Origin of the sequence: Mesorhizobium sp. WSM3868 (assembly GCF_002294785.1) — a bacterium.
Classification (GTDB): Bacteria; Pseudomonadota; Alphaproteobacteria; order Rhizobiales; family Rhizobiaceae; genus Mesorhizobium.
Genome location: NZ_NSGB01000019.1, coordinates 22,378 through 42,034, shown reverse-complemented (window position 1 = coordinate 42,034; position 19,657 = coordinate 22,378). Strand labels below are relative to the sequence as shown.

The window sequence follows — 19,657 nt, the reverse complement described above, 5'->3', positions numbered from 1 at the left end:
CTCGTCGTGGACGAATCCCCGCCTCACGTTATATCGATGCTCGATCCGCGCGTAACCGCAAACAAGGGCATCGACATGGCTGAACTCGACGTGGGCGACGTTGCGCCGCAATTCGATCTTCCGCGCGACGGCGGCGGCTCCCTCAGCCTCGCCGCGATCCGGGGAAAACCTGTCGTACTCTACTTTTATCCGCAGGACGACACCACAAGCTGCACCAACGAGGCGATCGGCTTCTCGCAGCTGAAGCCGGAATTCGAGAAGGCCGGCGCCGTGGTCATCGGGCTGTCCCCGGATAGCGTCAAGAAACACGACAAATTCAAGGCGAAATACGATCTCACCCTCGATCTCGTCGCAGACGAGGAGCGCAAGGCGATCGAGGCCTATCATCTGTGGGTCGAGAAGACGATGTACGGCCGCAAGTACATGGGTGTCGAGCGCGCCACCTTCCTGATCGGCCAGGACGGACGCATCGCCCGCATCTGGCGCAAGGTGCGCGTCAAGGGCCATGCCGAAGAGGTGCTGGAGGCGGTGCGCGCGCTCTGAAGCGGGGCAGACCCAAAGCTTCCGCGATTTTGCTGGCCTCCTTCCCTGCAACCTGCCACCCGCGCTGCGGGAATTGGTTACGCCGACATCGCGGCCAGCAAAGCTTTGTTAACCCTAATAATGTGTAATCGAGCTGTCGTTGGAGTCGTAACGAAAGCTTGGTCCCGTGAATCCAAATGGTCAGTCAGCGGTCTTCGGCAGGCGCAAGGAGCCCCATACGGTCATTATCGCCCGGGGCAACGAGATCCGGCATTTCACCATCCGCCCGTGGCTCGCCGCCTTCATCGGGTCGGCGCTTGCGGCGATCGCCATCGGCTATCTGCTCGCCACCTCCTACCTGGTGCTCCGCGATGACCTGATCGGCGCCACCACGGCCAGGCAGGCGCGCATGCAGCAGGCCTATGAGGATCGCATCTCCGCGCTTCGCGCCCAGGTCGATCGCATCACCAGCCGCCAGCTTCTCGACCAGCAGCTCATGGAGACCAAGGTCAGCGAGTTGCTGGCCAGGCAGACCCAGCTCAGCCAGCGCCACGGCCGGCTCGGGCCGATCCTCGAACGCGCCGAGAGCGAGGTCGGCGATGTGCCCGCCGCAGCCAATGCCACCGCGACCAAACCCGACGAGCGCGCCGAGATCACCGGCGGTCTTTCGCAGGCGCCGACCTACTCCGTCGCGTCGTTGGGCGCCGGCGACACGAGGCCATTCTCTCTGTGGTCGCCACGCTCGGACCCGCTCGACAACGAAACGTCAGCGGATCGCGCTGACAAGCTCTTCGTGTCGATCAACGCTTCGCTCAAGTCCATCGAGAACCAGCAACTCACCCGCATCACCACGCTTGCGGACAACGCTTATCGCAACGCCGACGCGATCTCGCAGGCACTGCAAGCCGCCGGGCTGCCGGTCGACACGGAGCTCGACAAGAACGATGTCGGCGGGCCGCTGGTGCCGCTCGATTCTTCAATGATCTTCGACAGCAAAGTCAAAGAGCTGGATGAAGCTCTTGATGCGCTGGATCAAGTCAAGAAAGAGGCGCGCAAGCTGCCGCTCAGCAATCCCGCGCCGGGCCATACTGTGACCAGCCCGTTCGGGGTGCGCACCGACCCGATCCTCGGCACGGCCGCCCTGCATACGGGAATGGATTTCAGGGCGCCGATCGGCATGCCGGCGAAGGTCACCGCTGCCGGCGTCGTCACCAAGGCCGGCTGGAACGGCGGCTACGGCCGCATGGTCGAGGTCGACCACGGCAACGGCTTTGCGACGCGCTATGGCCACCTCAGCGAGATCGACGTGACTGTCGGCCAGAAGCTCGCCGCCGGCGACGTGATCGGCAAGACCGGCAGCAGCGGCCGCTCGACCGGTCCGCATCTCCACTACGAAGTGCGCCACAACGGCGAGGCGGTCGACCCGCTGCGCTTCCTCGCCGTCGGCAAGAAGGTCGCGCAGTACCTTTGACGCACGCCTCGCGGCCGACTGAGGTCCCTCCAGACTTATCCACCGTTTTGCCTTGGCAGCGCTCGGCTCGGATTGACTTGACCCAAGTTGTAGGATGATATGCATCACCCTATCGCCTCGCACCGACTACGCCGCTGATGACCCTTCGCAGCCTCTCACCGGATATCCTCAGCGTCCTCGAAGACGCAGTGGGGCGGAGCGGTCTCACCGCCGACACTGCTGGAATGGCGAAGTATCTCGGCGATTGGGCCGGCGACTATCGAGGCAGCGCGCTGGCCGTACTGCGCCCCGCGTCGGTTGCGGAGGTGCAGGCGCTGATGCGTCTGTGCGGCGAGTTGGGACTCGGCGTCATTCCACAGGGCGGCAACACCGGCTTGGTTTCGGGCGCCATCGATGGCACCAGCACCGGCGGTATAGTCGTCAGCCTGGAGCGGCTGAACGCCATCCGCCGGATCGATCGCGCGAACTTCACGCTTCAGGCGGACGCAGGCTGCGTGCTGCAGACGATCAAAGAGGCAAGCGAGGCCGAAGATTGCCTGTTCCCACTGGCGCTCGGCGCACAAGGCAGTTGCCAGATCGGCGGCAATGCCGCGACCAATGCCGGCGGCGTCAACGTGCTGCGCTACGGCATGGCGCGCGACCTGATCCTGGGGCTGGAAGTTGTTCTGGCCGATGGGGAGCTTTGGAACGGCCTTTCCGGGCTGCGCAAGAACAACAGCGGTTATGACCTGAAGCAGCTTTTCATCGGCTCCGAGGGCACGCTCGGCATCATTACCGGTGTGGAGGTCAAGCTGTTCCCGAAGCCGGCCCGTGTCGAGACCGCCTATCTCGGCCTCGTCTCGTTCGAAGCGGCCATCGGCCTGTTCAACCGAGCGCGCCGCGCCTGCTCCGATCTGATTTCCGCCTTCGAGATCATCGGCTCGGAATGCATCGATTTGGCCCGGCTAGTCGATCCTGGAATGATGGCGCCTGTCGCAGCACCCGTCCATGCGCTGATCGAATTGTCCTCCGGACCGACCATCGACCTCAACGGCGTGCTCGCCAGTTTTCTAACCGATGCGCTCGAAAGCGGCCTGGTGGCCGACGCAGTCCTCGCGACCAGCAACGCGCAGGCTAAGGCCTTCTGGGCGATCCGCGAGGGACTGGTCGAGGGCCAGGCGAAGCGCGGCTACCACGTGCGCACCGATCTCTCGGTGCGCATTTCCGATATCCCTGCCCTTGTCGAGCGCGCCCGCCGCTTCGTCGCCACCGAACATCCGGGCTGGATTGCACTGGCCTATGGCCATGCCGGCGACGGCAACATCCATTTCAATGTGCTGCCGCCGCTCGATCTCGCTGATGGCGAAGCCCGGGTGCGCGGCGAGGAAATCACGGCGGGACTCTACGACATCGCCGTCAGCCTCGGCGGCTCGATCAGCGCCGAGCACGGCATCGGCCGCAGCCGTGCCCGAGAATTCTGGGCCGGGCTCTCGCCGGCGCATCGCCGCATGGTTACCGCGCTGAAGACTGCGCTCGACCCTAAAGGGGTGATGAATCCCGGCTGCCTGCTGCCCTCGACGGAGCGTTTTTTATGAAGCAGAGACTGGCCGCCATCGGCACCGTCGAAACCCTGCCGCACCGGGTCGCGGCCTTCCTCAGCCGCGAGATCGAATCCGGCGAGTTGAATCCCGGCGCGCGGCTGCCGACCGAGCAGGAGCTTTCCGAGAAGTTCGGCGTCAGCCGCAATGTGGTGCGCGAGGCGATCGCCCAGCTCAGGGCCGACGGCATGATCGAAGCGCGGCAAGGTATCGGAGCCTTCGTGCTGGCGCCCGAGCAAAGGGCCGCCATCCGCATCGACCGCGAGGCGCTCAAGGATACCCACAATATGGAGCGGCTGTTCGAGCTGCGTTGCATCCTCGAGGCCGAGTCGGCGGCGCTCGCCGCGGCGCGGCGCGGGCAGGAGCATCTCGATTCGATCAAGGCGGCGCTCGACCGCATGGGCGGCGAGGAGCGCTGGGAAGAAGGCAGCATCGACGCCGACCTGCTCTTCCACCGCGAGATCGCGCGGGCGACCGGCAACAGCTACATCCACACCTTCATCTCTTTTGTCTGTGAGCAGATCCGCCAGTCGATCCACTATGCCCGCATGACCAACCCGCTGCACGATCTCGTCGAGATCAATGTCGGCGAGCATGTGCGCATCTACGAGGCGCTAGTGGCGGGCGATCCGGCGGCGGCGGAAGCAGCAATGCGTACGCACATCATCGGCGCCGCCAACCGCGTCGGCGTGAAGCTGCCACTCTCCAAGACCGGCGGGACGAAATAGTCATGCCGGCCAACCTCACCCGCATCTCCGACGTCTGCCTGCTGGTGGAAAATATCGAGCGTACGGTCGACTTCTATGTCGGGAAACTCGGCTTCCGGCTGCGTCGGCGTGCCGAAGGCTTTGCCGATTTCCATGGCGAGGGCGTGACTCTCGCCGCCTGGGAGCTCGACCACATCAACCGACACACCGGCGTCTCGAACCAGAGATCGCCGCGCCAAGCGCACAAGGTTTGCGTCGCCGTCCAGCTCGGATCGCCGGCCGAGATCGACCGGCTGCACGGCGAATTGAGCGCCAAGGGCGTGCCCTTCTATGGACCGCCCGAAAACTACGTCTGGAATGCGCGCTGCGCCTATTTCACCGATCCGGACGACACGCTTTGGGAGCTTTACGCCTGGCTCGACGGCGGCCCTGGCGACTACCACGACCAACAGCCGTAGCGACGCCGCGCCGAGGGAGCGGCGCTTGGAAAGAAGAGACAAGAAGTCTGCAACAGGAGCGAAAAATGAGTGGGAACCAAGACTACGAATTGAACCGCCGCGCTTTCGTGAAGGGCGGCCTCGCAGCGGTCGCAGCCGCGTCAGCCGGTATGCAATTGGTGTTGACGCCGGGCGCCAGGGCCGCCGGCAAGGTCGTCATCCAGTATGACTGGCTGATGTCCAATGGCCAGATCGGCGACATCGCGGCCGTCGCCAACGGCTATTTCAACGATGCCGGGCTCGAGGTGGAGTTCAGCCCTGGCGGGCCCAACGCCTCGACCGTGCCGCCGGTGATCTCCGGCGCCGCGCAGCTCGGCCAGTTCTCGGAAACGCCGCAGCTTTATGCGGCGCGCGCCAGCGGCGTGCCGATCAAAATCATCGCCTGCGGCTTCCGCACCGGCCCCTATGCGCTGACCTCGAAACCGGGAAAGCCAATCCGCAATGTTGCCGACCTCAAGGGCAAGAAGATCGGCATCCAGCCGACCGCGCGCTTCGTCATCGATGAGATCCTGGCCAAGAACGGCATCGACCCGTCGGAAGTCACCATCGTCAATGTCGGCTTCGACAAGGCGCCTCTGGTGCGCGGCGACGTCGACGCCATCGGCGGCTGGATCACCAACACCCAGGCGCTGAGCGTGGTCGGCGAGGACCGCATCGATCTCCTGGTGCGCGACCTCGGCCTCGCTTCCTACGCCGACGTCTATTTCGCGACCGACGCGGCGATCGAGAAGGACCCCGACACACTGGCGAAGTTCGTCGGCGCGGTCGGCAAGGGCTGGGGCTGGGTTCACGCCAACCCCCAGGAAGCGGTGAAGAAGATGGTCGCCGCCTATCCGGAGATGGATCTCGGCTGGGAAGAGAAGACCGTCAACCTGGTGCTGAAACTCTCCTTCGACGGCGCGACCGCCAAGGATGGCTGGGGCACGTTCGACCCTGCCTCCATCGAGGAGCAATTGACGCTGCTCGACAAGGTCGGCCAGTACCCGAACGGACGCCCGGCCGCCAAAGATGTCTACACCACGAAGATCCTGGAGCTTTCGGCCGCCGACCGGCCCAAGCTCGACGCGCCCGCGGCCTGATGCCGAACGCCATCGAAGCGCAGAAGCTCGATGTCGGCTATGGCGGCCGGCAGACGGTCGTCAAAGTGCTGTCCGGCCTCGACCTCACGGTCGCGGCCGGCTCCTTCCTGTCGATCCTCGGCCCGTCGGGCTGCGGCAAGTCGACCTTACTTCGCGTGGTGGCGGACCTGCTCGACCCGTTGGACGGCACGATCAGCGTGCTTGGGGCCACACCGCACGCGGTGCGCTCGCGCCGCGACGTCGGCTTCGTCTTCCAGGATTCCACCCTGCTGCCCTGGCGCACGGTGCGCGACAATGTGCGCCTGCCGCTCGGCGTCGGCCAGCGCAGCCTCACACGCAAGATCGATGACCGCAGCAGCGAACTGCTGGAGCTGATGGGGCTTGGCGGACTCGGTGAACGCCTGCCGCATCAGCTTTCGGGGGGCCAGCGCCAGCGCGTCGCCATCGCCCGCGCCCTGCTTGGCGAGCCCAGGCTGCTTCTGATGGACGAGCCGTTCGGCGCGCTGGACGAGATCACGCGCGATCGCCTCAACGACGAATTGCTGACGCTCTGGCGGCGCACCGGCACAACGATCCTTTTCGTCACCCATTCGATCGCCGAAGCCGCCTATCTCGGAGAGCGCGTCATTGTGCTGGCTGCCAATCCGGGACGGGTGGTGAAGGACCTCGACCTGCGGCCCTTCAAGCAGGAAGGCAACCGCTGCAAGCGCGAGGATGCGGCGATCGTCGGCGCCATGGCCGAGTTGCGTGCAGCGCTGGAGCGCGCATCGTGAGACCGGCGCCGCTTGGCCCGCAAATGGCGATTGCGCTTCCGGTTCTGGGCGCCGCGTCGATCCTGATTGCCTGGCAGTATCTCCTGCCGCTGCTCGGCGTGCCCGCCTATATCGTGCCGACGCCGACGGCGATCTTCGGCGTCTTCCAGAAGAATTTCGCCCTGCTCATCGACAATCTCAGACCGACGCTGATCGAGGCGCTGGCGGGCTTCGTCATCGGCAATTTCGCCGCCGTGCTGCTTGCCGTGGTCTTCGTGCACAGCCGCTTCCTGCAGGCCGCCTATTTCCCGATCGTCCTGTTCTTCAACACCATTCCGATCCTGGCGCTGTCGCCGATCATCATCCTGATCTTCGGCCTCGGCATGACGCCCAAGATCGTCATCGCCGCCGTGATCTGCTTCTTCCCGACCCTGGTGAACATGATCCGAGGCCTGGATTCGGCAAGCGACAACGAACACGAGCTGTTCCGCGTGCTGTCGGCGACACGCTCGGAGATCTTCTGGGCTCTGCGCCTGCCCCGCGCCCTGCCGATGCTGTTCTCCTCGCTCCGCATCTCCTCGGCCACTGCGGTGATCGGCGCCATCGTCGGCGAATGGATCGGCTCGGACAAAGGCCTCGGCGCGCTGATCATCCAGGCAACGTTCAACTATCAATCCGACCGGCTCTACGCCGCGATCGTGCTGTCGTCGTCGCTGTCGATCGCGCTTTTCTGCATCGTCGTGCTGATCGAGCGTCGCGTCATCAGATACTAGCTTTCCGCACATTGCCCGGGTCGCAAGCGCCGGGGCCGCAGGGAAACTTGCTCTCCTCGAGAGCCGGGCAAATTATTTTTGAATTCCATTTGACTGAATAAATCTTCTCTGCGAACCTTGTGTCCGTCAGGAGCGCAAGCCATGGCGTTGCGGGGAACCAATCAGGAGTTCGGGCGGCCATACAACCGGCGCATCGTGCTCGAATCCATCCGCCGCTTCGGTCCGATCGCCCGCGGCGACATCGCGCAGCACGTCGGGCTCACCGTTCAGACGGTCTCGACTATCGTGCGCGAGTTGGAGGAACAGGGTTACATACTGTCGGTCCGCGAGGAACCGAAGGGCCGCGGCCAGCCGCCGGCCACGCTGCGCATCAACCCGGAAGGCGGCTATGCCGTCGGCATCCACCTCACCCCGCTGGGGATAGACGCCGCACTCATCAACCTGAGCGGCGACGTGATCGAGAGCGTCCATCGCGAAGCGCCGAGCCCGACACCCGATCTCGCCTTCGAGGCGATCGGCGCCATGGTTGCCGATCTGATCGGGCGCCGCGCCGGAGGACGGGTCATCGGCGTCGGCATGGCGCTTCCCGGCCCGTTCGGCGTCGAGTCCATGAGCTTCGTCGGACCGACCACAATGGCGGGCTGGAAAGGCGTGCCGTTGCGCGAGCGCCTTGCCGCCGCGACCGGCCTGCCCGCCTTCTTCGAGACCGATATGGCGGCGGCGGCCATGGGGGAACGCCTCTACGGCCTCGGCCTCCAGCGTTCCGACTACTACTATCTCTACTTCAGCGTCGGGCTTGGCGGCGCCATGGTGCATGACGGCGGCGTGCTGCGCGGGGCCTGGGGCAATGCCGGCGAGATCGGACACATCCCCGTCGTTCCGGAAGGCGAGCTTTGCCCCTGCGGCAACCGGGGCTGCCTCGAACGCTATCTGTCGCTCGAGGCGCGCGGCCGCTGGAACGGCAACGACGCCGGATGGGTGGCCGAAGTCGCTCCGATCTTCCGCAACGCCGTCGCAGTCATCGAGAACCTTTTCGACCCCGAGACGATCGTGCTTGGGGGCCTCGCCTCGCCTCAGTTGCTCGAACGCCTGGCTGCATTGGCGGAGCCGCTGCACAATTCGGTTTCGGCTCGCAAGGATCGCGCCGCGCCGCGCATCCTCGTGGCGCAGGGCGGGCAGCATGCCGTGTTGCGCGGCGCCGCGGCACTTGCCGTTTCCGGCGTGCTTTCGCCGCGCTTCGGCCAGATCTTCACCGCCAAGCGGCAGCGCGAAGGCGACCTTCTGAACGGCGGAGACATCGCGGCATGAGCGAACCCCTGCTGGTCCTTGACAACGTCACCAAGAATTACGGCGCCATCCGGGCGCTGAGGGGCATCAGCTTCTCGATCGCGCGCGGCGAGGTGGTGGCGCTGCTCGGCGACAACGGCGCCGGCAAGTCGACGCTGGTCAAGATCATTGCCGGCGGACTTGAGCCGACCTCGGGTCGCATGCTGTTCGAAGGCAAGGAATTCCTCGCCAAAACCCCCGCCGAGGCCAAGGCCGCCGGCATCGAGACCGTCTACCAGGACCTCTCGCTCTGCACCAATGTCGACGTGGTGGCCAACTTCTTCATGGGCCGCGAGATCACCCGCAAGGTGCTGGGCGTTCCGGTGCTCGACGAGCGCGCGATGGAGTCCGTAGTGGCGAAGGCGCTGGCCAATGCCGGCACTCGCATTCCCTCGCTGCGCACCAAGGTCGAGCATCTCTCGGGCGGCCAGCGGCAGGCGATCGAGCTCAACCGTTTCGTTCATTGGGGCGGCAAGCTGGTGCTGCTCGACGAGCCGTTCGCCGCGCTCGGCGTCGAGCAGACGCGCCGCGGCCTCGACATGATCCGCAAGGTGGCGAGCCAAGGCATCGGCGTCGTCATCATCACCCACATCATGCAGCAGGCCTTCCAGGTCGCCGACCGGATCGTGGTGATCCGCCAGGGCGTCGTGGCGGGCGACGTTGCCCGCAACAAGACAAGTCCCGATGCGGTGATCAACATGATCACCGGGGAAACGCTCGCCGGTGCCGGACCGGCGGGCTGAGGGACAATGAGGGGTCCGGCGAAAAGAGGAGCGAACGACATGAAGCGAATGCTACTTTCTGTCTTCGGTATCCTGGCCCTGGCCATTGCCACGCTCACGCCGGCATTCGCCCAGTCCAAGGGTACCGTCTACTACCTGGTGCCGACCTTGCTCGACGAATTCCAGACCGGCTCGGTGAGCGCGCTGGAACTGTTCCTGAAACAGGTCGGCTACGAGATGAAGACACTGAACGCCGACAACAAGACCGACGCTCAGCAATCGCAGATGAACGACGTCATCGCACTGAAGCCGAAGGCGATCATCCTCGCCGCGGTCGATTTCAATGCGTTGAAGCCATCCGTTGAAGCCGCCCGCGCGGCCGGCATCCCTGTGGTCGAGTTCGACCGCCAGATCACCGCCACGCCATCCGACTTCACATCGGTCGCCGGCACGGTCGAGATCGGCCACATTGCGGCCGAGCAGGCCGAAGCGCTGCTGAAGGCCAAGCATGGCTCGGTCAAGGGCAAGATCCTGCAGGTGCTCGGCGATCCCGGCGATCCCTACACGCTCGACATCCAGAAGGGTTTCGAGGAGAAGATGAAGGCGTTTCCGGACGTCAAGATCATCTCGCTGCCCGCCATGCAGTGGGAGGCGAGCAACGCCGGCACCATCGTTGCCGACCAGATCTTGGCCAATCCCGACATCGACCTGATCTTCAGCCACGCCGCACATCTTTCGGTCGCGGGCGTTGCCTCGCTGGAGGCTGCCGGTAAGAAGCCGGGCGACGTGATGATGATGAGCTCGAACGGCGCGCCGGTCGGCCTCGACCTTATCCGCAAGGGTTGGCTCAACGTCGAAGTCGAACAGCCGCTCTACGCCCAGGCCGCGGCCGTCGCCATGTTCATGGACAAGGTCGTCAACAAGCAGGAGATCAAGCCCGGCGAATATGACGTGCTCGGCCTGAAGTCGGTGGTGACCAAGGAAGCCTGGGGCCCGAACATCAAGATCCCGGGTGCGGCGATCACCAAGGAGAATGTCGACAACCCCGCTTTCTGGGGCAACCTGAAGCCGCCGACGGATACCGTCAAGCCCGTCGAGTAGGCCTTTTGCATCGAGCTCCGGGCCTCCCGGCCCGGAGCCTCGCAGGCCCGCCCCGCGGCAGCCGCATATTCAAATTCGACGCTAACCGGATCGGCCGATGAGCCCACGCACCCGCCACAGTCTCGAGCTTGTGCTCGACAATCTCGTCTGGTTCATGCTGGTCTTTGTGCTGGCCGTGTTCTCGACGCTCATTCCGAACTTCTTCCAGCTCGGCATCTTCGCCAACATCGTCGAGGCTTCGAGCGTGCTGGGCGTCATGTCGATCGGCCTGGCGCTGGTCATCATTGCCGGTCACATGGACCTGTCGGTTGAATCGGTCGCGGCGCTCAGCGCCATGGCGGTCGGCATCATGTTCTGCTCGTCAGGCATCGGCCTCGGCCTGCAGTTGCATCCGGACTGGCTGATGGTGCCGGTCTCGCTCGCCGTAGCCCTGGCGGTGGGAGCCCTTATCGGCGTCATCAACGGTTTCCTCATCGTCAGACTGCGGATGAGCGCCTTCATCATCACGCTTGCCTCCTATATCTGGGTGCGCGGCCTGGTGCTTGTCGTTTCAGGCGGACGCTCGGCGCAGGACCTGGCGCCGGCCATCCGCTGGTTCGGCATCCAGCGGCTCGTCGGGCTGCCGCTCACCGCCTGGATCGCTGTCGGCTGCTTCGTCGTCTTCTCGCTGATTCTCGCCAAGACGCCGTTCGGCCGGCATCTGGTGATGATCGGTGGCAACGAGACCGCGACCTTCCGTGCCGGCATCCGCGTCAACCGCAACCTGATCATCGCCTTCGTGCTTGCCGGCGCCATCGCCGGCCTCGCCGGCTGGCTGCTCGCCATCCGCACCTCCGGCGCCACCGCCAATCTCGGGGTCGGCCTGCTCTTCAACGCCTTCGCCGCCGTGGTCATTGGCGGCGTCAGCCTGAAAGGCGGCGTCGGCACCCTGCCCGGCGTCTATGCCGGCGTGCTACTTCTGTCGGCCATCAACACCGCCATCAACCTCATGGCCCTGCCGGCCAACTTCACCCAGGTCATCCACGGCTTGTTGGTGCTGGCGGCCGTGCTTCTCGACGCTTTCAAGCAAACCATTCGCCAAAGGCTCGCATGACAGGACGGCTCGCATGACCGGACGCATCCAAGGCAAGGTGGCGGTGATCGTCGGGGCCGCGCGTGGCATCGGCAGGGGCATAGCCCAGCGCTTCACCGAGGAAGGCGCCAGCCTTGTGCTGGCCGACAGTGAAGCCGAAGCCGGCAGGGCGAGCGCCGACGAACTGGGTGCCGCCTTCATCCGCACCGACATTTCCAGGATGGCCGACGCCGAAGCGGTAGTGGCATTGGCGCTGCAGCGTCACGGCCGCCTCGACATCATCGTCCAGAACGCCGGCATCTACCCTTGGCAGTTGATCGAGAACACCAGCCCGGAGGACTGGGACCGGGTCATGGCGGTCAATCTGCGCGGCAGCTTCAACACCGCGCGGGCAGCGCTTCCACCGATGAAGGCTCAGGGCAGCGGTCGCATGCTCTTCACCTCTTCCATTACCGGCCCGCAAGTGAGCAGCCCCGGCCACGGCCATTATTCGGCAAGCAAGGCCGGCATCAACGGCTTCATCCGCGCGGCGGCGCTGGAGTTTTCCGGCTATGGCATCACCGTTAACGGCGTCGAGCCTGGCAACATCCTGACCGAAGGCATGAAGCTTCACCGCGATGCCGCCTTCATCAAGAGCATGGAGGACGCCGTGCCGCTCGGACGTCTCGGCACGCCACGCGACGTCGCCAACACCTTCCTGTTCCTGGCCTCCGACGACGCCAGCTACATCACCGGCACCACGATCGTCGTTGATGGCGGCCAGCTCCTGCCCGAAGGCCAGGATTTCCGCCTGACGCCGCCGTGAGTCTTGATTGTGCCGGGAAACTGGTGGGCGATGACGGGCTCGAACCGCCGACATCTTCGGTGTAAACGAAGCGCTCTACCAACTGAGCTAATCGCCCGCTCCGGGCCGGACCTTTAAGCAGTTAGAGCTCTATTCGCAAGGCCCAATGAACAGCCGGCGCACTCACTATCGGACGGATTTCGCCAATGCCGGCGCACTTGTCAAAAAACCTTCTGCTGATTGCTGTTATGCTCACATGCCGCGCTTGACACCCGCAAACGAACCCCTTATCCAGCGCCCCAACGACGAACACGCCTGACACGTGCTCGTCAGTGCGCGGGTGTAGCTCAGTCGGTTAGAGTGCCGGCCTGTCACGCCGGAGGTCGCGGGTTCGAGCCCCGTCACTCGCGCCAGTCTTTTCAAGGGTTTAGGCCCTGCTCTTCAAAAGCTTGAACTTTCATTTTCCGGAGAGTTTCAACTTTTTGTATTCGCTGCGGCCAACATTCGCGATCCACCGCGTCTGAATTGGCGACTACGGGAGCCGCTCGTCAGGCGCCTGTGCTCCACCTTCCCCAGAACTGCCTCAAGAAAGGTTGGCTGCCGGTGGGCCATAGCTGACGCAGCCTTTTCAGGATTCTCCCCTTGCCTACTTTCCCGTTCTCCGAAGCAGATCCGGTTCAATTTCCCGGCCCTCCACCGAATAGCGCTGACGTGGTCACTATCGGTGGCGGCGTTATCGGCGTTGCGACAGCGCTTTTTCTTGCGCGGCGCAACATCTCGGTGACGCTGTTGGAAAAGGGACGCATCGCTGCCGAACAGTCCTCGCGCAATTGGGGATGGATCCGCAAACAGGGACGCGATGCGGACGAACTGCCGATCGTGATCGAGGCGGCGCGTCATTGGCGGCAACTGGCTGAGGAATGCGGCGAAGACATCGGCTTGAAGCAGACAGGCGTGACTTACCTGGCAAGCTCCGACCGCGAAATGGCCCGCTTCGAAAAATTCCTGAAGATCGCTGCCGCCCATGAGATCGACACGCGCCTGCTGAACGCACGGGAAACCGCCGGTCTCATCAAAGGCATGTCGCGCAGTTTCAAGGGCGCGATGACAACGCCTTCCGACATGCGGGCGGAGCCTTGGCTGGCCGTGCCCGCACTCGCCCGGCTTGCCGCCCGCAAGGGCGTCAAGATTGTGGAGAATTGCGCGGCGCGAGCCCTGGAAATCTCGGCCGGGAGGATCAGGGGAGTGTGGACAGAGGCGGGTCACATCGAGACGTCGAGCGTTCTGCTCGCCGGCGGTGCGTGGTCTTCCCTGTTCCTGAGAAGACATGGCGTTTCCATTCCCCAGCTCAGTGTAAGGTCGACCGTCGCGGCAACCGAGGCGATGCCTGAAGTCTATGCAGGAGCCGCGGCAGGAGAGCATATCGCTTTCAGACGCCGACAGGATGGCGGATACACGCTCGCTGCCGGAGGCAGTCATTTGCTTCACCTTGGCCCGGACGCATTCCGGCATGCGAAGAAATACCTTCCCGCGCTCATGGCCAATCCTTTCGGCTCACGCTATTCGCCGGCTGCGCCAGCGGGCTACCCGGATGGCTGGTCGACGCCGCGTCACTGGGCGCCGGATTCGCAAAGTCCTTTCGAAAGAATGCGGGTGCTAAATCCAGCTCCCGAACGTTCTGGTCTGCGTTCCATCGAGCGCAATTTCAGGCGCCTGTTCCCACAGCTCGACGCGGTGCGCCTAAAGGCAAGCTGGGCTGGCATGATCGACGCGATGCCGGATGTCGTTCCCATTGTGGACAAAGTGCAGGCGATAGCTGGCCTTATCGTCGCAACGGGCATGAGCGGTCACGGCTTCGGTATCGGACCCGGAATCGGCCGCGTCGTCGCCGACATGATCCAGGGAAACCAGATCGGGCACGATCTCACCCGCTTTCGCCTGTCGCGCTTTTCTGACGGAAGCGCCATTCGGCCGGGTCCGGCCCTCTAGAGCAGTCACCGACCGGCCAGCCTGTGAGCAGCAAAATTCTTCAGCTGCCCTTCGGCGCCCCTGTTCACTCGCCCAATATCACACCGGAGGCGACAATCTGCGCGGTTCGGGCGGTGAGCTTCTCGCGCTTTACAAGCGTGGGCTTTTTATAGGGCGTTTTCATCTCACCGTTCCGGGCAACCAGGCTGCCTGTGCTGGTCAAGACGGTGAACGCGCTGGCACTGCTTGCGTTCCGCAGGGCGCGTTGGCGGGTTGGAGGTGAGCCCTCTAGTGTGGGCGCGCTCGCTGCACCGGTGGCGCCGCATTTGCCGATATAAAGTCTGCTCCAGTGCCTTGCGGGCCCCGCTTGTAGATCAGCCGAATGACAAGTCCGGCATATCCAATCTGGAGGATGATCATCGCAAGCATAGCGCAGCCAAGCGCCTTCCAGGCGGAGCCGGTTTGCAGCCCGACCCAGATTGCGACCGTGAACGAACTCGCGAACATGCCCACCAGAAATTGCGGAAAATACATCGCCAGTACCCTCGACCCTTAAAGCGCCCGCCGCTCCATCGCGGAGCGGCGGGCCCCCCAAAAAACCCCCCGGCTACCGAGGCACAGTCCACCCCGGCATTGCTGACAGTGCAATTGCGATGCCAGACACGGTGGCCCATTACGGGACACCTATGCCGTTGATGCAGCGTTGGCGCCGATTAATATTAACCGTGGCTAATATGCAACCCTGGGGGCCGTGAGAGACCAACTTCTGTGAGTTGTGGTCAAGCCGATGGCCGGCTAGCGCCGCTGAAACGCCACGCGAGATTTAGCGGCTTCAACCGCGCGCCAGCAGCGCCTCGACTTCCTGGAGCGTCGGCATGGAAGGCGCGGTGCCCGGCCGGGTCACCGAAATGCCTGCGACGGCACAGGCGAAGCGCACCGCCTCCAGCGGCTCGACGCCCTTGGCAAGCGCCGCCGCAAGTCCGCCATTGAAGGCGTCGCCCGCCCCCGTGGTTTCGATTACAGGGCCGGCACTGACGGCGCCGACGTGATCGGATCGCTCCCTGGTGTGCAGCAGCGCGCCCTTCTCGCCAAGCGTCACGATCACGGCGCCGACGCCCTTTGCCAGCAGGCTGTCGGCGGCGCGGCGGGCATCGTCGACCGAAGAGACGGCGATGCCGGTCAGCCCCTCGGCCTCGGACTCGTTGGGTGTGACGTAGTCGCAAAGCGCGTAGATGCTGTCCGGCAGGGTGGCGGCCGGCGCCGGGTTAAGAATGGTAGTCACCCCTGCCCCGTGCGCAATTTGCAAGGCTTTCAGCGCCGCGTCGATCGGCTGCTCGAGCTGGGTGACGAAGACGCCCGCCGAGCGGATCAGGTCGGCATGCGCCTCGATGTCAGCGGACGAGATCAGCATCGCAGCACCCGGGCTGACGATGATGGCGTTGTTGCCGCTGCCCTCCTCGACAAAGATATAAGCCGCCCCGGTGTAGCTGTCCGGCGTGTCGATGACCGCGCTCTTGACGCCCGCATCCTTCCACGTCTGCTTGGCCATGTCGGCGAAGGCATCGATGCCGAGCCGGGTCAGGAAGGTGATGTCGGCGCCGAGTTTGCCGGCTGCGACCGCCTGGTTCGAGCCCTTGCCGCCGGGTCCGAGCTTGAACGAATTGCCGAGGATCGTCTCGCCCATGCGCGGCTGGCGGTCGGCGCGATAGGCGGTGTCGGCGACGAAGACACCCAGGATGACGACTGGCTTGCTGGCGGACATCTCCTTACTCCGCATCCGGCGGAATGACGCCCTTGCGGAAGGCAAAGCAGCCATAGAAGCGGCGCTCACCGGTCTGGATGACGCAATACGCCTTCTTGGCCCGCTCGTAGAAGGCGTAGCGCTCGATCGAGATCATCGGCCAGGGTTTGCCCTCGGCCGCGTCGATTTCCTGCTGCACCTCCTTCTGCACCGGCGGGATCTCGTTCGGCTTGCCGACGATCTCCATGCGCGCGGCCGCGTCGTTGACGAAGCTGTCCAGCGGATAGAGCGACAGCACCGCCTTCACCACTTCGGCCGCCGGCGCATCGATGCGCAGCAGCTTGCCGAGCACCGTCTGCTTGGCGACGGAGTCGGATGGGAAATTGGTGTCGGCGATGATCAGGTCGTCGCCGTGCCCCATCGCCCGCAGTGCCTGGAGCACGTCGGCGTTGAGCAGCGGATTGATCCCTTTGAGCATTGGGTTTCCTCGATGTGTGTTTGCGGTCAGAGACGCTTGCCGGTCCCTGCGTCGAAGAGATGGACATGGTCGAGCCGCGGCCTGAGCTTCAGCGTATCGCCAGGCTTGAAGTCGTGACGCTCGCGGAACAGCGCCACCATCTCGCCCTCGCCGAAGCGCACGAACACCAGGGTTTCCGAGCCGGTCGGCTCGACCACCGAAATCGTGGACGCCACACCGTCGGGATGGATCTCCAGATGCTCGGGCCGCACACCATAGACGACGGCCTGGCCGTCCGCCGCGGCGATGCTGGCAGGCATCGGAAAGGCCGAGCCTGCTATGTCGACCTCCGGCTTTTCACCCTTCTTCACGGTGCCCTTCAGCAGGTTCATCGCCGGCGAGCCGATAAAGCCCGCGACGAACAGGTTGGCCGGCCGGTCGAACAGTTGCAGCGGCGCGCCGATCTGCTCGATGCGGCCATCGCGCATCACCACGATCTTGTCGGCCATGGTCATGGCCTCGATCTGGTCGTGTGTGACGTAGATGGTGGTGGTCTTCAGCCGCTGATGCAGTTCCTTGATCTCGGTGCGCATCTGCACGCGCAGCTTGGCATCGAGGTTTGAGAGCGGCTCGTCGAACAGAAACACCTGCGGGTTGCGCACGATCGCGCGGCCCATGGCGACGCGCTGGCGCTGGCCGCCGGAAAGCTGGCGCGGATAGCGCTTGAGATAGGGATTGAGGTCGAGGATGTCGGCCGCACGCTTCACCCGCTCGGCGACGATGGCCGGATCGGTGCCGCGCAGCTTCAGCGCGAAAGCCATGTTCTGCTCCACCGTCTTGTGCGGATAGAGCGCGTAGTTCTGGAACACCATGGCGATGTCGCGCTTGGCCGGCGGCAGGTTGTTGACGATGCGGTCGCCGATCGAAATCGTTCCGCCGGAAACCGTTTCCAGCCCCGCCACCATCCGCAGCAGCGTGGACTTGCCGCAGCCCGAAGGGCCGACCAGGACGACGAATTGACCGTCGGCGATATCGACGCTGACCTCATGTAGAACCTTGACGGTTCCGAAAGCCTTGGCCACATTGGCGATCGCGACTTGAGCCATTGTCTCCCCTATCTTTTTCGGTGAAGCTAGCCATTGCCAACCGCAAGGGCAAGTCGGTATCTTATAGATAAAAAGCCAATCTTGTTGACAAGGTAATCGATTACGCGAATAGTGACGAGTGCCAATCCGAATGCCGGTCCTTGTCCCGAAAATCGGATCTCCAGGCGACGCAGGGTGGGGTCCCACGCTGCCCTATGGTATAGGAGAACCGCAGACGTTTCGACGTCGAGAGATTGGCAGAATCAATTCACGACTGAAGTTCTGGGAGGAACCTTGAGATGAGAGTCGATCTTTACGAAAAACTGGTGCGTGCCGGGGCGACCCGCCGCGATTTGCTGAAGGGCGCGGCCAGCATGGCGGCGCTCGCAGCAGCGTCCGGCACGGGGCTTGGCGCGCTGACCAGGCCGGCGGCTGCCGCCGACGACCTGCGCGCGAAAATCCTGCAGATACCCGGCGTCGGCAAAGGCCAGCCGACGGACGCCGACTTCCAGAAAGTCGGTGAGCTCTGCCTGGAAGCGACCAAGGCCAACGTCAAGCAAGGCGAGTTTGCCGGTGTCGAGCTCACCTTCATGGGCCTCAACAACCAGAACCTGCACAACGTGCTGTTCCGCGGCTTCCTGAAGCCGTGGGAGGCCTATACCGGCGCCAAGATCAGCTGGATCGACCTCGCCCAGGCCGACTACAACGCCCGTCTGCAGCAGTCGATCGCGACCAAAACCGTCGACTTCGACATCATCGAGATGGGTGCGCCCTTCGAGGGCGACGTCTGCGGCAAGGGCCTCACCTCGGAGATGCCCGACTGGGTCAAGAAGCAGATCGACATGGACGATCTCGTCAACTACCTCAAGCCGCCGGTCGGCACCTGGGACGGCAAGCAGTATCGCGTGACCATCGACGGCGATACGCACAACTTCAACTACCGCACCGACGTATTCTCCGATCCCGATCTCGCCAAGGCCTGGAAGGAGAGCGGCGCGACGACCGAATGGGGCGTGCCCAAGACTTGGCAGGAAGTGCAGGCAGTCACCAAGTTCCTCAAGGGCAAGCAGTTCAAGGGCCAGGACGTCTATGGCTATCTCGACGCGCCCAAGCCCTGGGGCGGCTTCGGTTTCTACTTCCTCGGCAGCCGCGCCTCTGCCTATGCCAAGCACCCCGACGACAAGGCCTGGCTGTTCGATCCGGATACGATGAAGCCGCGCATCAACAACCCGCCTTGGGTGCGGGCCATCCAGGACGTCATCGACGCCCTGCCCTCGGAGCCGCCGGATCAGATCAACGCCGATCCGAACACCACCGGCTTCCAGCAGTTCCTGGCCGGCACGGGCTCGATGATCCCGTGGTGGGGCGATATCGGCTCCAACGTCAAGACCAACGACTCCTCGGTCATCGGCGACGTCACCGGCTTCTCGATCCTGCCGGGCTCGGACGACGTCTACAATTCGAAGACCGGAAAGTGGGACAAGCTGGCCAGCGGCCCGAACTATGCGCCGAACTGCGCCTATCTCGGCTGGGGCGTCTACGTCATGGCCCGCGTCGACAGCGACGAGAAGAAGAAGAAGGCGGCGTGGTCGGCGGCGGCCCATCTCGGCGGCAAGGATCTGTCGCTGTGGTGCGCGGCCTATCCTTCCGGCTTCCAGCCCTACCGCAACTCCCATTTCAACATTCCGGAATGGGTGGCGGCCGGCTATGACGAGGCCTTCATCACCTCCTATCTCAAGTCGGAGGGCGACTCCTACAACCATCCGAACGCCGCGATCGAGCCGCGCATCCCCGGCATCTTCCAGTACTACAGCGCCGCCGAGGACATCCTGGCCAACACCTTCGCCGGCAAGATGAAGGCGCAGGAAGGTGCGGATGCCATCGCCGCCGCCTGGGAGAAGCTGACCGACCAGATCGGCCGCGAGAACCAAATCAAGCTCTACAAAGCCTCGCTCGGCATGTAGGCTGTCCCATGAGAAGTCGCGGCCCGGCGACCTCGTCGCCGGGCCGCATGTTGACCGGC

At 64.2% G+C, this 19,657-nt stretch carries 18 protein-coding genes and 2 tRNA genes; 16 read left to right on the top strand and 4 right to left on the bottom strand.

Annotation, left to right across the window (positions count from 1 at the left end; translation table 11 throughout):
* The first annotated feature begins 75 nt into the window (after nucleotides 1–75).
* From CK221_RS24660 to CK221_RS24600, 13 genes are all read left to right on the top strand, one after another.
* Complete coding sequence (locus CK221_RS24660) at nucleotides 76–543, top strand: peroxiredoxin (protein ID WP_095779635.1); 468 nt, start codon at nucleotides 76–78, stop codon at nucleotides 541–543.
* Between the two features lie 166 nt (nucleotides 544–709).
* On the top strand, nucleotides 710–1,993 hold the full coding sequence (locus tag CK221_RS24655; protein ID WP_095779587.1) for a M23 family metallopeptidase: 1,284 nt from the start codon (nucleotides 710–712) through the stop codon (nucleotides 1,991–1,993).
* A 137-nt stretch (nucleotides 1,994–2,130) separates the two neighbouring features.
* Complete coding sequence (locus CK221_RS24650) at nucleotides 2,131–3,567, top strand: FAD-binding oxidoreductase (protein WP_095779586.1); 1,437 nt, start codon at nucleotides 2,131–2,133, stop codon at nucleotides 3,565–3,567.
* Nucleotides 3,564–4,298: a FadR/GntR family transcriptional regulator gene (locus CK221_RS24645; protein ID WP_066995066.1), complete on the top strand. Its 735-nt coding sequence runs from the start codon at nucleotides 3,564–3,566 to the stop codon at nucleotides 4,296–4,298. Before CK221_RS24650 ends, CK221_RS24645 begins: the two co-directional genes overlap by 4 nt.
* A 2-nt stretch (nucleotides 4,299–4,300) precedes the next feature.
* Nucleotides 4,301–4,735, top strand: coding sequence for a VOC family protein (locus CK221_RS24640; protein WP_067328264.1), 435 nt, complete (start codon nucleotides 4,301–4,303; stop codon nucleotides 4,733–4,735).
* 65 nt (nucleotides 4,736–4,800) lie between these two features.
* Entirely contained in the window at nucleotides 4,801–5,853 is a 1,053-nt protein-coding gene (locus CK221_RS24635) for an ABC transporter substrate-binding protein (RefSeq protein WP_179295198.1), read from the top strand.
* Complete coding sequence (locus tag CK221_RS24630) at nucleotides 5,853–6,626, top strand: ATP-binding cassette domain-containing protein (RefSeq protein WP_066995060.1); 774 nt, start codon at nucleotides 5,853–5,855, stop codon at nucleotides 6,624–6,626. Before CK221_RS24635 ends, CK221_RS24630 begins: the two co-directional genes overlap by 1 nt.
* A 23-nt stretch (nucleotides 6,627–6,649) precedes the next feature.
* Nucleotides 6,650–7,378, top strand: a complete 729-nt coding sequence (locus CK221_RS24625) for an ABC transporter permease (protein WP_245430737.1) — start codon at nucleotides 6,650–6,652, stop codon at nucleotides 7,376–7,378.
* 141 nt (nucleotides 7,379–7,519) lie between these two features.
* A complete protein-coding gene (locus CK221_RS24620; RefSeq protein WP_095779584.1) occupies nucleotides 7,520–8,686 on the top strand; it encodes an ROK family transcriptional regulator in 1,167 nt (388 codons plus the stop codon).
* Nucleotides 8,683–9,447, top strand: coding sequence for an ATP-binding cassette domain-containing protein (locus CK221_RS24615; RefSeq protein ID WP_095779583.1), 765 nt, complete (start codon nucleotides 8,683–8,685; stop codon nucleotides 9,445–9,447). Before CK221_RS24620 ends, CK221_RS24615 begins: the two co-directional genes overlap by 4 nt.
* Before the next feature lie 39 nt (nucleotides 9,448–9,486).
* Entirely contained in the window at nucleotides 9,487–10,527 is a 1,041-nt protein-coding gene (locus CK221_RS24610) for a sugar ABC transporter substrate-binding protein (protein WP_066995049.1), read from the top strand.
* Nucleotides 10,528–10,624: 97 nt separating this feature from the next.
* Nucleotides 10,625–11,620: an ABC transporter permease gene (locus CK221_RS24605; RefSeq protein ID WP_095779582.1), complete on the top strand. Its 996-nt coding sequence runs from the start codon at nucleotides 10,625–10,627 to the stop codon at nucleotides 11,618–11,620.
* A gap of 13 nt (nucleotides 11,621–11,633) precedes the next feature.
* Nucleotides 11,634–12,404 (top strand): SDR family oxidoreductase, encoded by a 771-nt coding sequence (locus tag CK221_RS24600; RefSeq protein WP_095779581.1) that lies wholly within the window; start codon nucleotides 11,634–11,636, stop codon nucleotides 12,402–12,404.
* Nucleotides 12,405–12,425: 21 nt separating this feature from the next.
* Here CK221_RS24600 and CK221_RS24595 read toward each other — a convergent pair.
* A tRNA-Val gene (locus tag CK221_RS24595) sits at nucleotides 12,426–12,501 on the bottom strand.
* 218 nt (nucleotides 12,502–12,719) lie between these two features.
* On the opposite strand from CK221_RS24595, the gene CK221_RS24590 reads away from it, so the two are divergent.
* Nucleotides 12,720–12,796 (top strand) — tRNA-Asp (locus CK221_RS24590).
* Between the two features lie 229 nt (nucleotides 12,797–13,025).
* Entirely contained in the window at nucleotides 13,026–14,372 is a 1,347-nt protein-coding gene (locus CK221_RS24585; protein ID WP_095779580.1) for an FAD-binding oxidoreductase, read from the top strand.
* Nucleotides 14,373–15,183: 811 nt separating this feature from the next.
* On the opposite strand, the gene rbsK is transcribed toward CK221_RS24585, so the two are convergent.
* The 3 genes from rbsK to ugpC are packed head-to-tail and all read right to left on the bottom strand — an operon-like array spanning nucleotide 15,184 to nucleotide 17,655.
* Nucleotides 15,184–16,113, bottom strand: a complete 930-nt coding sequence (gene rbsK / locus CK221_RS24575) for a ribokinase (protein WP_066998826.1) — start codon at nucleotides 16,111–16,113, stop codon at nucleotides 15,184–15,186.
* A 4-nt stretch (nucleotides 16,114–16,117) separates the two neighbouring features.
* Nucleotides 16,118–16,570, bottom strand: a complete 453-nt coding sequence (locus tag CK221_RS24570) for an RbsD/FucU family protein (RefSeq protein ID WP_066998829.1) — start codon at nucleotides 16,568–16,570, stop codon at nucleotides 16,118–16,120.
* Nucleotides 16,571–16,596: 26 nt separating this feature from the next.
* Nucleotides 16,597–17,655, bottom strand: a complete 1,059-nt coding sequence (gene ugpC, locus CK221_RS24565) for a sn-glycerol-3-phosphate ABC transporter ATP-binding protein UgpC (protein WP_095779579.1) — start codon at nucleotides 17,653–17,655, stop codon at nucleotides 16,597–16,599.
* A 278-nt stretch (nucleotides 17,656–17,933) separates the two neighbouring features.
* Here ugpC and CK221_RS24560 point away from each other — a divergent pair, with 278 nt between their 5' ends.
* Nucleotides 17,934–19,598 (top strand): sugar ABC transporter substrate-binding protein, encoded by a 1,665-nt coding sequence (locus CK221_RS24560; RefSeq protein ID WP_095779578.1) that lies wholly within the window; start codon nucleotides 17,934–17,936, stop codon nucleotides 19,596–19,598.
* The last annotated feature ends 59 nt before the right edge of the window (nucleotides 19,599–19,657 follow it).

Coding starts and splice junctions, on each gene's coding strand:
- CK221_RS24620 (WP_095779584.1), top strand. CDS start 7,520: ATGGCGTTGCGGGGAACCAATCAGGAGTTCGGGCGGCCATACAACCGG.
- CK221_RS24640 (WP_067328264.1), top strand. CDS start 4,301: ATGCCGGCCAACCTCACCCGCATCTCCGACGTCTGCCTGCTGGTGGAA.
- CK221_RS24570 (WP_066998829.1), bottom strand. CDS start 16,570: ATGCTCAAAGGGATCAATCCGCTGCTCAACGCCGACGTGCTCCAGGCA.
- CK221_RS24600 (WP_095779581.1), top strand. CDS start 11,634: ATGACCGGACGCATCCAAGGCAAGGTGGCGGTGATCGTCGGGGCCGCG.
- CK221_RS24615 (WP_095779583.1), top strand. CDS start 8,683: ATGAGCGAACCCCTGCTGGTCCTTGACAACGTCACCAAGAATTACGGC.
- CK221_RS24660 (WP_095779635.1), top strand. CDS start 76: ATGGCTGAACTCGACGTGGGCGACGTTGCGCCGCAATTCGATCTTCCG.
- CK221_RS24645 (WP_066995066.1), top strand. CDS start 3,564: ATGAAGCAGAGACTGGCCGCCATCGGCACCGTCGAAACCCTGCCGCAC.
- rbsK (WP_066998826.1), bottom strand. CDS start 16,113: ATGTCCGCCAGCAAGCCAGTCGTCATCCTGGGTGTCTTCGTCGCCGAC.
- CK221_RS24560 (WP_095779578.1), top strand. CDS start 17,934: ATGAGAGTCGATCTTTACGAAAAACTGGTGCGTGCCGGGGCGACCCGC.
- CK221_RS24630 (WP_066995060.1), top strand. CDS start 5,853: ATGCCGAACGCCATCGAAGCGCAGAAGCTCGATGTCGGCTATGGCGGC.
- CK221_RS24610 (WP_066995049.1), top strand. CDS start 9,487: ATGAAGCGAATGCTACTTTCTGTCTTCGGTATCCTGGCCCTGGCCATT.
- ugpC (WP_095779579.1), bottom strand. CDS start 17,655: ATGGCTCAAGTCGCGATCGCCAATGTGGCCAAGGCTTTCGGAACCGTC.
- CK221_RS24635 (WP_179295198.1), top strand. CDS start 4,801: ATGAGTGGGAACCAAGACTACGAATTGAACCGCCGCGCTTTCGTGAAG.
- CK221_RS24650 (WP_095779586.1), top strand. CDS start 2,131: ATGACCCTTCGCAGCCTCTCACCGGATATCCTCAGCGTCCTCGAAGAC.
- CK221_RS24605 (WP_095779582.1), top strand. CDS start 10,625: ATGAGCCCACGCACCCGCCACAGTCTCGAGCTTGTGCTCGACAATCTC.
- CK221_RS24625 (WP_245430737.1), top strand. CDS start 6,650: ATGGCGATTGCGCTTCCGGTTCTGGGCGCCGCGTCGATCCTGATTGCC.